Origin of the sequence: Altericista sp. CCNU0014, assembly GCF_044923475.1 — a bacterium.
In the GTDB taxonomy this organism is placed as follows: Bacteria; Cyanobacteriota; Cyanobacteriia; order Thermosynechococcales; family Thermosynechococcaceae; genus JAAURS01.
Genome location: NZ_CP137338.1, coordinates 3,172,362 through 3,187,408, shown reverse-complemented (window position 1 = coordinate 3,187,408; position 15,047 = coordinate 3,172,362). Strand labels below are relative to the sequence as shown.

The 15,047-nt window shown below is 50.5% G+C and carries 12 protein-coding genes; 4 read left to right on the top strand and 8 right to left on the bottom strand.

Annotation, left to right across the window (positions count from 1 at the left end):
* Positions 1-20: 20 nt before the first annotated feature.
* The 7 genes from R6H26_RS15395 to R6H26_RS15365 all read right to left on the bottom strand — a co-directional run bounded on the left by R6H26_RS15395 (position 21) and on the right by R6H26_RS15365 (position 11,551).
* Positions 21-4,289 (bottom strand): Calx-beta domain-containing protein, encoded by a 4,269-nt coding sequence (locus R6H26_RS15395; protein ID WP_404783507.1) that lies wholly within the window; start codon positions 4,287-4,289, stop codon positions 21-23.
* Between the two features lie 270 nt (positions 4,290-4,559).
* A complete protein-coding gene (locus R6H26_RS15390; RefSeq protein WP_404783506.1) occupies positions 4,560-5,132 on the bottom strand; it encodes a hypothetical protein in 573 nt (190 codons plus the stop codon).
* A 109-nt stretch (positions 5,133-5,241) separates the two neighbouring features.
* Positions 5,242-6,609 (bottom strand): IS4 family transposase, encoded by a 1,368-nt coding sequence (locus R6H26_RS15385; protein WP_404783463.1) that lies wholly within the window; start codon positions 6,607-6,609, stop codon positions 5,242-5,244.
* A gap of 656 nt (positions 6,610-7,265) precedes the next feature.
* A complete protein-coding gene (locus R6H26_RS15380) occupies positions 7,266-9,260 on the bottom strand; it encodes an HlyD family efflux transporter periplasmic adaptor subunit (RefSeq protein WP_404783504.1) in 1,995 nt (664 codons plus the stop codon).
* A 176-nt stretch (positions 9,261-9,436) separates the two neighbouring features.
* Positions 9,437-10,153: a peptidylprolyl isomerase gene (locus R6H26_RS15375; RefSeq protein WP_404783502.1), complete on the bottom strand. Its 717-nt coding sequence runs from the start codon at positions 10,151-10,153 to the stop codon at positions 9,437-9,439.
* A 236-nt stretch (positions 10,154-10,389) separates the two neighbouring features.
* Positions 10,390-10,668, bottom strand: coding sequence for a YciI family protein (locus tag R6H26_RS15370; protein WP_404783500.1), 279 nt, complete (start codon positions 10,666-10,668; stop codon positions 10,390-10,392).
* Between the two features lie 10 nt (positions 10,669-10,678).
* Positions 10,679-11,551, bottom strand: coding sequence for an S-methyl-5'-thioadenosine phosphorylase (locus tag R6H26_RS15365; RefSeq protein ID WP_404783498.1), 873 nt, complete (start codon positions 11,549-11,551; stop codon positions 10,679-10,681).
* Positions 11,552-11,768: 217 nt separating this feature from the next.
* Here R6H26_RS15365 and R6H26_RS15360 point away from each other — a divergent pair, with 217 nt between their 5' ends.
* Both R6H26_RS15360 and R6H26_RS15355 read left to right on the top strand, forming a co-directional pair.
* Positions 11,769-12,257 carry a helix-turn-helix domain-containing protein gene (locus R6H26_RS15360; protein ID WP_404783496.1) on the top strand — a complete coding sequence of 163 codons (489 nt, stop codon included), beginning with the start codon at positions 11,769-11,771 and terminating at the stop codon, positions 12,255-12,257.
* Positions 12,258-12,305: 48 nt separating this feature from the next.
* Entirely contained in the window at positions 12,306-12,929 is a 624-nt protein-coding gene (locus R6H26_RS15355) for a PIN domain-containing protein (RefSeq protein WP_404783494.1), read from the top strand.
* A 43-nt stretch (positions 12,930-12,972) separates the two neighbouring features.
* On the opposite strand, the gene R6H26_RS15350 is transcribed toward R6H26_RS15355, so the two are convergent.
* Entirely contained in the window at positions 12,973-13,206 is a 234-nt protein-coding gene (locus R6H26_RS15350) for a hypothetical protein (protein ID WP_404791474.1), read from the bottom strand.
* Here R6H26_RS15350 and menA point away from each other — a divergent pair.
* Both menA and R6H26_RS15340 read left to right on the top strand, forming a co-directional pair.
* Positions 13,142-14,041: a 2-carboxy-1,4-naphthoquinone phytyltransferase gene (gene menA, locus R6H26_RS15345; protein WP_404783493.1), complete on the top strand. Its 900-nt coding sequence runs from the start codon at positions 13,142-13,144 to the stop codon at positions 14,039-14,041. The genes R6H26_RS15350 and menA overlap by 65 nt on opposite strands.
* On the top strand, positions 14,038-14,997 hold the full coding sequence (locus R6H26_RS15340) for an o-succinylbenzoate synthase (RefSeq protein ID WP_404783492.1): 960 nt from the start codon (positions 14,038-14,040) through the stop codon (positions 14,995-14,997). Before menA ends, R6H26_RS15340 begins: the two co-directional genes overlap by 4 nt.
* Positions 14,998-15,047 lie beyond the last annotated feature (50 nt).

Sequence of the window (15,047 nt, the reverse complement as noted above, 5' to 3'; positions counted from 1 at the left end):
TATAGCCCTACGAGAGCATGTTAAGACGTTTGTAAATAGCCCGCTTTGAGCAGTAAGGATTTGATTAAGCAGTGCGTCCTAAGCAAAATCCGTAGTGCTATAATGCCAACGCCAGTCCCTTGATTGGTGACAGTCCAACCCACTAAGACGGTGGCCGGATCGCCAATCACCAGCGCTGGAATGGTGACGGATGTTGGGGCGAGATCGGCGTAGGGAGCTAGGGTAATGGCGATCGCGCTGGCAACGGTATTGTTATTCTCGTCACCTTGTTCTGGGACGGTGTTGCCTGCATCGGTTACGAGGAGGAGGTAGCGATTTCCACTCGCATCCAGGGGAATATTCAGATCGGCTCGGGCATCGTAGCTTGCGCCTGGGGCGAGGAGGTTCGGCGCGTTGACTTGGCCTAGTAGTAAATCGTTGGCGTCGAAGGTAGCGTTGTTGGAGAGGTAAATGCGATCGGTCCAAGCAGTTAGGGTTTCAGCGGAGCCTTGGTTCGTCACGCGCCAATTAAAGGGAAGGGTTGTTCCAGAGGTGGCGACACTGGCAGGGGAGGTAATTGCGGCAACTAGATCGGGATGACCGATGGATATCGTATCAGTAGAAACCTGCTGATTATTACTTTCGCCTGTTCCCTCTAGGAGACTGTTGTTTGCATCTGCAACTACAATGATGCGGTAGTTGCCATCGGAAACGACGGGCAGTGTAATTTGAGTAGAGGCCGTATAAACTTCTCCTACAGCAAGCGGGGTATTGCGTGTGACGCTGGCTAGTAATATGGCACTATTAACCGTTCCATTAGCTGATAGATAAACTCGGTCAATCCAAGTACCTTTAGCCTCTGAGGTTCCTGAGTTGCTTACGGTCCAGTTAACTGTGGTCTTTTGTCCAGGTTGCTTGAGTGTCGCGTCGGCAAGGGAGACGTTAGAAACGCTTAAATCTGGTGCTTGTAGAGTAATGGGATGAGCAAATACGTTATTATTCTCGTTACTTTCTAGAACATGGCCATCGACATCTGTAGCAAATAACAAATAGCGATCGCCCTGGGTGGCATCATTTAGGGTAATATTTGCCGCCTGACTATAGCTGTCTCCTATGGGCAAAGCATTGGGTCCAGATGCCTGAGCTAGAAGAATATCAGAGTTATCTAAGGTGGTGTCGTTGGAGAGGTAAACCGCATCTTTGGGTGGAGTTCCATTCAATGCTAATGTCCCTTGGTTCGTAACGTTCCAAGACACGCTGGCAGTCTCGCCTAAACTCATGGTTGCTGGCGCAGCGCCAGAGATTGCCAAGTCAGGAAGGGTATCGTTATCGAGAATCGTTAATGTGGCGCTACTCTGAGCACCAATTGTTGCGCCTCCAGTTGGATTAATCAGTGCCAGATTAATGGTCTCTGCTGACTCAGATAGGGAGTCATCTGCGATCGGAATCGTCACCGTTTTATTGGTTTCGCCATTCGCAAAATTAACTGTAATGAGGTTATTGATAAAGTCTGACGGCGCATTCGCTGTTCCGTCAGATGGCGCGAGGGTAACGCTGACAGCTCCATCGCTTCCACCCTCACGAACAATGGTGATGGTAGGTATAGGTATACCGTTTTCATTGACGCTATAAGTGACAGCACTAAAGGCGAGGGTTCCTGGTTGTAGCGGTGCAATATCATCATTGACAATAGTTGCATTGCCACTAATGGTCGTTCCTAGAGTGGCATTTGTTGGGCTTGTGAGATTAATGCTAAAGCTTTCATTCGGCTCAAATATCATGTCTCCATTCACCAGCACGGTGATGGTCTGATTGGTTTCCCCAGGGTTGAAGGTGAGGGTGCCGCTGCTAGCAACATAGTCTACTCCTGATGTTGCAGTTCCATTGCTAGTTGCAAAGTTGACAGTGATGGTTTGAGTGCTGGGATTACTGAGACTAACAGCGAAGACTAAGGCTGTGGTGCCGCCATCTCCCTCATTCTGGCTTAGTATTGCGGGGGCGATCGTGATCGTCGGTTGAGCATCGTTATCGACAATTGTTAATGTCGCTGCTGTCTGTGTACCCAGAGCCGTCCCGCCCGTGGGATTGCTCAGGGCCAAGTTGATTGTCTCGTTGCCTTCAAAGAGACTGTCGTTAACAATGGGAATGTTAACCGTTTTCGTGGTTTCGCCATTGGCAAAGTTAACCGTGATAGGGCTACTGCTGAAGTCAGAAGGTGTGTTAGCTGTACTATTCGAGGGGGTGAGGGTGACACTCACAACTCCATCGCTTCCGCCAGTACGGACAAGTGTGACAGCCGTGATGGGTGTGCCGTTTTCGTTGACGCTATAGGTAGTGGTGCCGAATTCAACGGTGCCTGGTTGGGCATCGTTATCAACGATGGTTAGGGTAGCGGCTTTTTGGGCACCCAAGGCGGCACCACCTGTGGGATTGATCAGCGTCAGGTTGACGGTTTCATTTAACTCGTAGGCGGTGTCGTTAATAATCGGAATCGTAACAACTTTGCTGGTTTCTCCATCTGCAAAGTTCACCGTAATGGAATTATTACTGTAATCATTGGGGGCAGTGGCTGTCCCATCTGTCAGATCCAACGTCACGCTCGCTGCGCCTAAGCTTCCGAGTTCTCGTGCGATCGTAACCGTAGCGTTGCTACTTTCTAGCGTGCTGAAGGTTGGTTGGCTGAAGGAGAATAAACCGGATTCGTTTTGGGCTTCAATGAAGACGTTGGAAGCAAGATTTAAACCAGTGACGCCTTCAATAATGGCAATTAGTTCATCGGGTTCACCATCTGGTTTATTGATGAAGACGGCAGTGCCAGTAACTCCTGCAACGGGAGATGTACCTAAGATGTAGTTACTTTTTGGCCCTGTTAGTTGAATCAAGTCTTCGCTGGAGTTAAATCCAACAATTCGAACGTAATCATTTACCCCAGCAGTCGTAGTATTGCCATCATCATAAAAGGTTGTGACAGAATTACCAATAACATAGATGTCACTACCTGTACCGCCATTGAGAGTGTCGATTTCTCCTAACCCAGGTGTAATAGCTTTTTGATTGACACCAATTAGGCGATCGTTTCCACCTTGAGCATTAACGGTATCGTTGCCTGCTCCACCGATGATGATGTCGTTACCCGCTCCAGTGGTGAGAGTGTCGTTAGCAACCGTACCAGTAATCTCAAAGCGTTCGATATTGGAAAAGTTGACTTGGTCGTAGTTACCATAGTCACTTGCTCTATAGGCAAAGTAAGAACCGTTGGAACCTCCTGTCCCATTGCTGGATACTGAGCTGCTGACACCTGCATTGAGACCTGGTCCTACATAGGTGTTGCTAGAATAATCGACAATCAGCAAGTCATTGCCTGCTCCACCATCAACATTGTCGATGCCTAACCCCGCGTTAATTGTATCGTCGCCATCTCCACCAGAAAGCTGGTCATTGCCAGCGGTACCAATCAGAGTGTCGTTTCCACTTCCGCCAGTAATCGAAGATTCTTCTATTTCTAAATTCTGATCATTCAGAATCAATATCCGGTGATCGTCTTCAGCTTGAATCGCCAAAAGCGATCGATCGTCCAGGGTTTTCCCTAGCACCAGCGCCGCAAAAAGCTGTCCCTCATCCCCAGGAGAATCCGTCGCGTTCAGCTTTGAATCGATATAGTGGCCAACTTCTTCCAAAAGAACCGAAGTAACCGCACTCGGGTTGCCTGCATTTCGATTCAGAAAATCATTAGACACATAAATCGTATTCGTCTCCTGGCTAAAGGCACCATTGGCGTCTAGTACGTTGCCCTCAAGGACCACAAATTCCGGCCAACCATTACCGCTCGCCAAGTCTTTCACTAAAGCTTCCGCATCGTTGGGGTTCCAGCTTTCCCCAAACGCCTCATGCAGATTGTCCAATAGCACAGGGCTGTCCAGCCACTGAGACAGGAGCGTTGCAGCCTGCATTTTCGCTTCCGCCAACACCGTCTCCGTCGCAATTAAAGATGCTAACAGAACAGAAACGTCGGTATCGGTCGTCAGTGGACTGCCTGTGAGCGGATCTATCCCCTCAGGCGTATTACTGCCCAAAGAATCTTGAGATAAAAATTCGCCCCCATCCTTTAGGAGCGGAAAAATAGGTAAAACACTAGCCGCATCTATAGGAACCAAATCTGGCCCTACAATCGGCAGACTTTCTTGTCCCGGTTGAGGGGGGCTAGAACTCCCGATCTGAGACGGATCGACAAAAGCGTTTTGCTGATTCGCTCCGGCATCAAGGGCACCGGAATTGTTGAGAATCGGCTGCGCTGGGTCCAGACGTTCCATAGGATTGCTGCTAGTGAATGTAATAAAAAGCTCTTGAGTTTATCGCGCAATTTTGCGCGACCTTTGACACCACAAGCTGTGGGATGCATCAGCAAGATGCACCCCATAACCGTTGTCCATAGATAGAGTTAGCCTTTAGAGGCAGTTTAAGAAGTCTCACTCATCCCTGCCAAAAATGGGGGGAGACAACCAAGAATTAGGGTCTTTTCTCCCAAAATTGGGAGGTTAGGGGGGAGAGGGCAATGTTTGCGAGAGCTTTAAAGTCATCTCTCAGACAGGCATTGCAGGCATGGGAATCAAGTTTGCCGTTTCAGCATTCAAAAATTGATCCACAACCTCTTGATAAGTAGCTAGATCGGTACGCCATCCTTCAAGGGCCTGCTGTACCTGCACCAAACGCTCGGCCTCAGTTGCAGCCTGAAGTTGTGTCTCAAAGTTCGCAGTGAAGAGTACGACGGGTAAGCGCTCTTGCTCCGGCAACTGGAGCATCGCTTCTTGTACGCTCAAATTCAGTTGATTGCGCTCGAAGGTATAGACCAGATTCAACCCAGCCCGCATCGGTTGAGTGCCGACCTGCTGCCAAGCGCCAGGAGAGAGTAAGGTCTGGCACATGTAGTCGTGGGCACCTTCTTCCGAGAAAGCAACATAGCCTCGGAAATTAACCCCAACCGCTTGATAGTCCATATTGCGAAGGACCTCGCCGTAGCGCCGAGCAACAGTAGGGATTTCGACGTTTTCGTACGTCTTGTCGCTCAAGGACTCGACCAATACAGTACGGTCTGGATAAGCGACGAGAGAAACCCCGTTTTGATAGCTCACTTGAGCCACCTGCTGGGCGCGCACGGGTTCGCGGGAGACTTCCCATGCCTGCGGTACGATTCCGCTATAGCGGAGAAAATCAGGAGTGAGAAGAGAAGGGTCTTGACGCTCAATGCCACTGAAATAAGCTAAATCAATTTACTAGAGCAGCTTTGAGAACAGCACGAGGTTTATTCATTCGCGCAAATGGCTTTGGCCTACGTTTTAGCACTCTGGGTTCAGACCGAAAAACTCTCAAAGGCAGCAAGTCCTTTGCTACAACCTCCATTAGAACTCGATACAAATTTTGCTGTATCTTTTGCGTTGTAATTGCCAACAACCCTATTGTTTGTAGGAACTGCTGTCGAGTTCCCTGCAACGACAGTCGAGATAGGGCTTGTTCTGAGGATTGCGCTGTCTGGAGCATGACGGTTCGCAAGAGATTGTAGGCCAATAGATGTGCCCAGAGGTCTTTGCGCACCATTTGCGGGGTTTTGGCGCTGAGCATCTCCATACCCAAGGTGGTTTTGAGATGTCGTAAATTAACCTCAGCCGCCTGCCATCTCAGACCGTAGAGTTGACCTAACTGCTTGGCACTATAGCGTTTGGCATCGAGTAAAGTCGTGACAATAATGATTCGTAGGTCTCGAAAACCTGGACGACGGATTAGGATAGACACCTCGCGAACATCTAAAAACTTTGGCAACTGGCTAAAGTCTTCCTCACTCATGTGTTGAGGAGGTTTGGAAGGTTTATGCCATCGAACAGCATGGTCTCCAATACCCAGCTTCTGACCTCGACGAAAATCGCTATGACGGGCATGATGCTTACGAAACACCCCATCAGCGCCCTGGGCTTGGACTAAGGCCAGATCTGTAAAAGTTCCATAAGCTCGGTCGCCGAGCCCTACATCCCCAGGCACTAAGTCCGCATACAGCAGACGACTCAATTCCAGCTCACTGGTCTTAAAACAGCTCACGCAAGCCGACACAACCGCACCTGTCATTAAGGAGAAGACCACCACAAGCTTGGCGATGGGAAATCCACACCCTGGCTTTTGGTTACTGTGTTGAGGATAATCGGCTTGGTTGGCAGGCGTATCGCTCATCAGCACTGTGGTACCGTCATAGACCCGCACCCGAAGTCCACACCATTGTTCGGTCGAGGGAATCGTTTGTTCTAACGACTCCGCCGTATCGGGAATCAGACGCTGCAAGACGCTTTCGCTCAATCGTTGACGGGCTTTACTATAGGCTCCAGTATCAGGGGAGGGGCTGTCTCCGCCTGCCGCTCCCACCCAAGCCGTAATCCGTTTGACGGCATTGCTGAGGCTTTTATCCGGGTCTAAAACTTGAGACAGGAGTGCCCATAGCGTCACAATCGGCGTATACACACAGTTTCGATACTGAATATTTTCTTCTACTAAAATTTCTTCAATCCGCGACGCTGGCAATATCTTCAACCAAGGTAATCCAATACTCTGATTGAACTGCTGCTTGAGAATTTCGGCACGATTCAGCATAAGATAAGGAGGTATTATTTTGGTCTGTAAGGCTATGATGCTTCTAAATCATGCCTTGCAGATTTTTTTGTCTCCTTATTTCAGTGGCATTGGTCTTGACGCTTAACGGCAATAACGAGGGCTAGTTCCTGGATTTCTAGAGACCGATTCATAGTTTCTGGGTAGGAATTATAGGTTATGGAAAATGACTCGCGATCGACTCAGCCATGACAGGTTGTCATGACGAGCAATTTGAAAGCAAGTCGGTCGAAAGTAGTTAGCACGCAAGGAATATCCCTACCAAAACGGTTGGTAGAGCTATCTCATAACATGAAGCTTCCGTTACCGAATTAGACTGGCTAGGAGCCAATCCATCAATCCCCCAATTCAGTAACTAATAACTCGAGCGCTTCATGTTAAGCGCTTGTATGGCAATTACTCGAAAACGCATCGCGTTCTGAAGGTATTATTCCCAAACTCGGCCTGAGCCATATCATAAAAACGTCCCGAGATTTAACGGAAATATTCAGATAAAAACGAAGAAAACAGACCCCTCGCGCTTCCCCACCGCTGAAGCAACGATTCGCTTTACCTTTATAGCCTAGCGAACCGTAGGGTTGTCAAGATGCACGCAAAAATTGATGCATACCCTCATTCCTTGAATGCTGCATTCTCGACTAACGGAGGTGTTTCAGTCCTTCCATTTCTCCAGTGAACAAATCTGTAAAGATACTCATCACCGTTCGCTCGCGCGTTTTAATATTCACGCTCAACGACATCCCGGACTGCAACGATAGCTTTCGCTTCTGCACCTTAAGATTCTGAGAATTCAGCTTTACCTTCGCTGGAAAACTGTAAAAGTTTCGCACTTGCGTCGGCGGGAGCGCATCGGAACCGATCGAGACTAAGGTTCCTTTGATATCGCCAAACTCGCTAAACGGGAAAGAATCGACTCTCACGTCTACGGGCATTCCCGGACGCACAAATCCAATATCCCGGTTCGTGATATAAACTTTTGCGACCAGATTGTCGGAGGGAACGATTTTCAAGACTGGTTCGCTCGGGTTGGTTACAAACCCCGGTGCTTTGGGTTTGAGATCGAAGACAATTCCATCCGTGGGCGATTGAATCGCTTGATAATTTAAAGTCAATTTGGCTTGGTTGAGCTTATTGTCGATTTCGGCGATTTGTTTTTCGTTCTCGACAATGGTTTTTGCAAATTGACTGTCAATTTGTGCGATCTGCTTTTCATTCATCGACAGCGTCCCGAGCACGTCCTTGCGCGAAACGGATACGGTATTGTCTAGTTTTTCGTTCGCTTGAGCAATGGTTAAGGCGAGCCGCTTTTCTTCTTGCTCCAGTCGTTCGACTTCGGCTTTAGATTTTTGTAAAGCTTCTTCTTGCTTGATCTGCTCTATTTTGGCCAATCCGCCTGAAGCAACAACGGGCAAAATAGTCTGGAGCAGTTCTTCATTGACGGCTAGGGTTTTACGAGCGCTTTCCTGCTGGATCTTCGTTTGGGCGAGTTGCTTTTGCAGTTGCTCGGTCTCGAGGCGAGCAGCGCTGGCGCGGGTGGTTTCTTCCCGCAAGTTTGACTGGAGCCGCAACTGCTGCTCCGGGGATAGGGAAGTGCCTCGACTGCTGCCGCGCACTTGGGAGCGATACAGCTGATTTTCTTCGAGCAGGGCTTGACGGTTCTGGGCGAGGGCGATCATGCGCGACGGAACTGGGGCGCTGGGGGTGAGGCCGATCCGACCCGTTTCATCAGCGGTCTGTTGGCGATAAAAAGCGTTTTCTTCGAGCAGCGATCGCCGCACTTGTTCTAGGGCAGCCAGTTCCGATTGGGTCCCTTTAGGGTCTAGACGCAGCAGAACATCACCTTTTTTGACGCGCTGCCCTTCCTTAACAAGAATGGCTTTAACGACACCAGTGACGGGAGCTTGAACTTCTTTAACCGCTCCTGCGGGTTCGAGCTGACCGGTAGCGGGGATGGCTTCTTCAAATTTGAAGAAGCTGGCCCAGGCCACGATCGCAGCGGTGCTGCCGACCAGTCCCCAAATGATGACCCGCGACCACAGGGGAGACTGCTGCAGGAGTACGGGCCGGTCGAATTGTGCGAGAGCAGTCGGCCCCGATTTAGCAAGGCGACCGCCCGGCGCCAAGACGAGGGCATTGCTGCCCGGAGCAGCCGGGGCGCTCTCTTTATCTGCAGGCGCTACGACGATGGTGCCTATGGCGGATGGTTCTTCGGCAGGCGGGGGATCGATTAAGTCGGACTTTAAAGGTTCTACGGTAATCCCCGGCCCGATTTGAAAATGCCCCTTGCATATCGAACGGATAGCATTTTCGATATCTTCCTGCAGGGTTCCCTTCAGCAGATAGCCGTGGACGCCGACCTGCAATGCGGGCAATAAGGAGTTTTTAGACGTTAGTACTAATATTTTGGTTTCGGGAAAGCGCGCGTTAATTTCTTCAGCAGCGCCCAACCCATCTAAGACAGGCATGATGAGGTCTAAAAGCAACACATCCGGTCGCAGTTTCTCAACCTGGTCGATGGCTTGCAGGCCATCCTGGGCTGTTCCAACTACCTCAATATCTGGGCAAGACTTAAATTGAGCTTCAAGACCAAGGCGAATTGATGCTTGATCGTCCGCAATGACGATGCGAATCATACTGGAATCCTAGGTAAGCGGAACTTGAACTCAGTCTGAACGGAAACGAATGGACTGAAAATGGCCCTCAATCGATCGATGGATCCTAAGTAAATGATACTTTGGCCGTGAAGATTTATGGATTGTCGGAGAGTATAACAGCTGAAATGGTTGTCCGGGCAATGTTTAAGGTCTCTTTAAGTTGCCATGCTTTGAAGTTGCAGATCTAACCACTCCTGATAGCGGCGTTCCAAAAGCTGTTGGCGGACGGCTTCGTTCAGCTGAGCGCTCATGCACGTTTCAAGGCGCACGATAACGGACCACTCACCAAAACGCTGCGGCGGCCAAATTTGACCCGGTTTGCTGCTGGCAAGCATCTGTACTAAAGACGGATGCAGTGTTGCTGCAGCAACAGGCCCCACTTGACCGCCCGTTTGGGCTTCAGGTCCCTCAGAATACTGAGAAGCGATGTCTGCAAAGGTTTGTTCCCCTTCTTTCAGACGAAAATACAGCTCCTGCGCTTGCTCGACATTGCGGGTGCGAATTAACGAATAAATAAACTGATCTAGCTTGGGTTTGTGTTTCAAAAAGTCCACTTCAATAAAGGCTCCCCAGGAAGTGTCTTTGAACTTTGCTAGCTTAAACTCTCGCTGTGCTCGGTCTAAAAGCTGCTCGGGGTTTATCCGGTAGTAGTTTAGCCAGGACTGTCGTTGTTCGTCAGAGCCGATCTGGTGCTGCACGTAAAACCGATCTAAGGCAGAAGCTTCTTCGTCTGGTGTCAGCACGATATCCTTGAGCGCGTTGTCTAGAATAAGTTCCTTGAGGAAGGTGGGCAGCAGTTGGTATTGAGTCATTAAGCCAAACAGCTCAGAGGCCGCAAGGGTGCGATCGCCGACAGCAACGATAGAGTTCATAAGATATCAATCAGCAGTAGGTCAGAGCAGGTGAGGTCGATAAATTTCTGGAATCTATTTTTGCAGGAGCAATTCCCTGTCGCTGCGAAGCGCAGTTCCAGTAGCTTTATACCTAGTCTGCCCTCTGTATAGAACGATCTACCATCAATACGGATTGTTCTCTTCCGATCGTTTTGCCGGTCCGATCGCCTGGGTTGTGTTTGCGAACGATCGCGGTTGGCGATCGTTCGCATCCGTTATATAAAATTGGGCGGCAAGACGGTCACCCATTCGTGAAGGTCGTATTCAACGCAGCCATTGGCAATCAGCGGATCTCGCTCCACGATTTCCTGGGCCTGAGCCAAAGACTCGGCCTGAAACAGCAGCATCCCGCCCCGGCTCTCTCGCCAGTAGCCCGTAGTGGCTTGATGCCCTTGGAGGTTGAGTTGCCGCACAAAAGCTTTATGGGCTGGCACAAACCGATCGAAGGTCGATTTATCGACAATGCCGCGCTCGATTTTGACAAACCAAGGCATGGAAATTTTCCTAAAGATACTTGTGCAACAGCAGCGCCAACTTTTCCTTCGTCGCCTCTGGGACTTCGGCTAAAGGCGTAATAATGGCATATTTGAGCGCATCGTGAGCCTTGGATGGAGGGTAGCTCGCGCTGATGCGCTTGACGCTTTCTTGGATGACCCGCTGGGCATTTTCAGCATTTTTGTGCAGATTTTGGATCACCATTTCGACGGTGACGCTGTCGTGGTCGGGGTGCCAGCAGTCGTAATCTGTTGCAAGGGCAAGGGTCGCGTAGGCAATTTCGGCTTCGCGGGCTAGTTTGGCTTCCTGGAGGTTGGTCATGCCAATGACGGTGCCGCCCCAGCTTCGGTAGAGGTTGGACTCAGCTTTGGTGGAAAACGCTGGCCCTTCCATGCAAACGTAGGTGCCGCCTCGGTGCAGGGTAACGCCCTCTAGCCGCAAAGACTCGATCGCATCGCCTAGAATCTGGGCGATCGCCATACAAATGGGTTCCCCAAAGCTGATGTGGCCGACGATGCCTTCGCCAAAGAAGGTCGAGACGCGATGGCGGGTGCGATCGATGAACTGATCGGGAATGACCATGTCCAGCGGCTTAATTTCTGCCTGAAGGGAACCGACCGCCGAAGCCGAAATAATATATTCGACCCCGAGGGACTTGAGGGCATAAATGTTGGCGCGAAAGGGCAACTCTGTGGGCATTAAGGTGTGATGCCGTCCGTGGCGAGCCAGAAACGCGACGCGGGTGCCTTCTAGGGTACCCAGGATGACTGCATCGGAGGGAGGACCGAAGGGGGTTTCAACGTGGATTTCTTGAATATCTTTGAGGGCTTCCATTTTGTAGAGACCGCTGCCCCCAATGATGCCGATTCTTGCTTCAGCCATTGCTTTCTTGCCCGCTTGTTGGTTTGCTCATGTTCGTAGTTTAAGAGGGGAAGGTCTTTTTGCAAATGTAGGGGGTTATGAGGGGTTCGGGGTGGATGCGCTCGACCATTGCATTTGTTGCGTTTATTTCGTTTAATGAGTACGCTTGTTATGATAACCGTTGTCAACGGTATAACGCTTATGAGACCTCATTCCAGATCGGGTGCGGGAGAGCAAAATGGCTAGCAAAATTGTTGCTTTTCGAGGGACAGTTGCGCCGACCATGGCGGATACAGAGCTTGCACGGGAGTCAAGCCGTCAGCTCTCAAGGCTTGCGAGTTTGTGGCACGATCGCGGGAAGCAGCTTTCTGCTTTTCAGCTTCGCGTACAGGCAGATGACGAGCCAGAAGAGGTAGTGGTTATTCCGATTTCTGCCTTTCATCTTTTAGCTGATATTTTGACGCACATGGCTTGTGGCAATGCAGTCATTTTAATCCCTGTCCATGCTGAATTAACGACCCAGCAGGCAGCAGATATTTTGAATGTCTCACGTCCATTCCTGATTGGTTTGATTGACAGTGGCAAGATTCCATGCAGTAAGGTTGGAACTCATCGTCGAATTCGCTTTGACGATCTCATGGCATATAAGCAAGACATAGATCGACGAAGGCTTAAAACCCTTGAGGAACTCGCACGAGAGGCACAAGAGTTGAACATGGGCTATTGATGGTATAGCCCTACGAGAGCATGTTAAGACGTTTGTAAATAGCCCGCTTTGAGCAGTAAGGATTTGATTAAGCAGTGCGTCCTAAGCAAAATCCGTAGTGCTATAAGCAATTTCATTGTATTATTTGACGCCTGTGTTTTGTATCCAGCCCCTTTGCGTGACTTTTTGATGAACTTGGCGATAACAGACTTATTTCGTGCCAAGTGGACTGATGAAATTCATGATGAGTGGATTCGAAGTCTGCTAAAGAATAGAGCAGATCTCGCAAAAGAGCGCCTTTACCGAATAAGGGATTTGATGAACAGTAATGTACGCGATTGTTTGGTTTCTGGCTATCAAGATCTCATTCCATCGCTGACTTTGCCAGATGAAAACGATCGCCATGTCCTAGCGGCTGCGATTTGCACGGGGGCTGATGTAATCGTCACTTACAACTTGTCGGATTTTCCGGCTGTAACTCTTGGGCAGTATGGAATTGAGGCTCAGCATCCTGATGAGTTCATTAATCATTTGCTTGATTTGGCTCCCTCGATAATCTGTGAAGCTGTTAAGCGACAGCGAATGAGCTTGAAAAATCCACCTCTAAGTGTTGAAGAGTTACTTGCCGCTTACGAAAAACAAAATCTAGCTAAAACTGTTGCAGTACTCAGGCTTTACAATGGATTACTCTAAGGTTTCAGACTGGTGCCGATCGTGATTTTACTTTGCTGTTTTTCTAGACTTTGCGTTCGGCTTGGATGCGCTTTAGCAAGACTGAGGCGGGTTCGTCGATGGGGTTTTGCGATTGGCATTGTGACGAACTGCTGCAACCTCGACATCGTCGGTAACGTGCCGTCATAAAATAAAAACGCCCAGCCTCGTGCAGAACCATCCGTTTGAGCAGCATGACGACAGAAGCAATCCCCGTATCTCGGCGCAAGCTATGGCTAGCTGCGATCAAACCACCCATGTATAGCGTGGCAGTGGTCCCCATCTGGGTCGGCACGGCGATCGCCCAAGCCACCCAGCATCACATCAACGGCTGGATTGCTTCCACGTTTTTGCTGTCTGCCATTAGCATCGTGGCCTGGAGTAACGTCAGCAACGACGTCTACGATGCCGACACGGGCATCGATCGCAACAAACACCATTCCCTCGTCAACCTGACGGGCAATCGCCCCCTGATCTTTTGGATCGGTAACGGGTTGCTGGCGCTGGGCGTGGTGGGTATCGCGGCGATCGCCCTTCTCCAGCAAGACTTAGTCGTATTGGGGCTGGTCTCGCTCTGCTGCTTTTTGGGTTATCTCTACCAAGGCCCGCCGTTCCGGCTGGGCTATAAGGGCTTAGGCGAGTTCCTTTGCTTTTTTGCCTACGGCCCGCTGGCGCTGTCAGCCGTGTACTACAGCCAGACCAAAAGCTGGTCGGTCTCGGTGCTCTGCGCGTCCGTCTTTCTGGGCATTATCACCAGCATCATTTTATTTTGCTCCCACTTTCATCAAGTCGAAGATGATATTGCTGCGGGCAAGCGATCGCCCATCGTTCGCCTGGGCACAAAACGCGGTGCGGAGCTGCTGCCATGGCTGTGCGGGAGCGCCTACGGTGCAGTTGCGCTCTCAGTCGTTCTGGGGGCGATGCCCGTCGGCTCCTTACTCACCCTTGGAAGTCTCCCCTTTGCATTTAAGCTGTGCAAGTTTGTCGGGCAAAACCACGATCGGCCCCAGCGCGTGAATAACTGCAAATTCATTGCCGTAGCGCTGCACTTTTGGAGCGGGCTGCTGTTGGGCCTTGGTTTTCTGGTGCTATGACCTATCGGCTGCGGATCGAACCTTATAGGTGGAAATTTCAGCAGCCGATTCAGACCCATCACGGGTTGTGGGAAATTCGAGAAGGATCGATCGTCGGTCTCGAGCGGGAGGATGGCGTCGTCGGCTGGGGAGAAATTGCCCCCATTCCTTGGTTTGGTACCGAGACATTGGAAGAGGCGATCGCCTTTTGCAAAAGCCTGCCCACCTTCGTGACGGAATCGGATATCCTTTCCGTTCCCGATCGCCTCCCTGCTTGTCAGTTTGGGTTTGGCAGCGCCTGGGAAGCACTCTCAACCCCTCGGCCTGAAGCAGATTTCGCACCCTCGCAGATCGGCGTGCTGTTGCCTGCTGGAGAGGATGCCCTATCGGCTTGGCCTGCTCCCTGGGCCAAAGGACATCGTACGTTTAAGTGGAAGATCGGGGTTTTAGATGTTCCCCGAGAGCTGGATCTGTTCCATCGTCTCGTATCGGCTTTACCGGAAAACGCCAAACTGCGCCTTGATGCTAATGGTGGGTTAACTCTAGCCCAAGCAAAACAATGGCTGGAAACCTGCGATCGCACCTCCCGGATTGCCATCGAATACCTAGAGCAGCCGCTCCCGCCCGATCGATTTGAAGCTATGATGCAGCTCGCTCGAGCCTATAAAACCCCTCTGGCTTTGGATGAATCGGTTGCGACAGTGGCTCAACTGAGGCAATGTTACGAGCGCGGGTGGAAAGGTGTGATGGCGATCAAACCAGCGATCGCCGGATACCCTCAAGCCCTCAGAGACTTTCTCAACACCCATACCGCAGATGTCGTCTTTTCCTCTGCCTTTGAAACGGAAATCGGTCGGAGAGCCGCATTAGCATTGGCTCGATCGTTCAACCCCCCTCATAGAGCCATTGGCTTTGGCGTCAACCCTCCCCGTACTGACCTATCTGTGTACACACAAGTCTCAAACACCTTGCGCTAGCCCCCCCGACCCCCCAATTCTGGGGGGAGAAGTCCAAAAACTAGGGTCAG

Coding starts and splice junctions, on each gene's coding strand:
- R6H26_RS15395 (WP_404783507.1), bottom strand. CDS start 4,289: ATGGAACGTCTGGACCCAGCGCAGCCGATTCTCAACAATTCCGGTGCC.
- R6H26_RS15385 (WP_404783463.1), bottom strand. CDS start 6,609: ATGCTGAATCGTGCCGAAATTCTCAAGCAGCAGTTCAATCAGAGTATT.
- R6H26_RS15380 (WP_404783504.1), bottom strand. CDS start 9,260: ATGATTCGCATCGTCATTGCGGACGATCAAGCATCAATTCGCCTTGGT.
- R6H26_RS15375 (WP_404783502.1), bottom strand. CDS start 10,153: ATGAACTCTATCGTTGCTGTCGGCGATCGCACCCTTGCGGCCTCTGAG.
- R6H26_RS15370 (WP_404783500.1), bottom strand. CDS start 10,668: ATGCCTTGGTTTGTCAAAATCGAGCGCGGCATTGTCGATAAATCGACC.
- R6H26_RS15365 (WP_404783498.1), bottom strand. CDS start 11,551: ATGGCTGAAGCAAGAATCGGCATCATTGGGGGCAGCGGTCTCTACAAA.
- R6H26_RS15360 (WP_404783496.1), top strand. CDS start 11,769: ATGGCTAGCAAAATTGTTGCTTTTCGAGGGACAGTTGCGCCGACCATG.
- menA (WP_404783493.1), top strand. CDS start 13,142: ATGACGACAGAAGCAATCCCCGTATCTCGGCGCAAGCTATGGCTAGCT.
- R6H26_RS15350 (WP_404791474.1), bottom strand. CDS start 13,206: ATGGGTGGTTTGATCGCAGCTAGCCATAGCTTGCGCCGAGATACGGGG.
- R6H26_RS15340 (WP_404783492.1), top strand. CDS start 14,038: ATGACCTATCGGCTGCGGATCGAACCTTATAGGTGGAAATTTCAGCAG.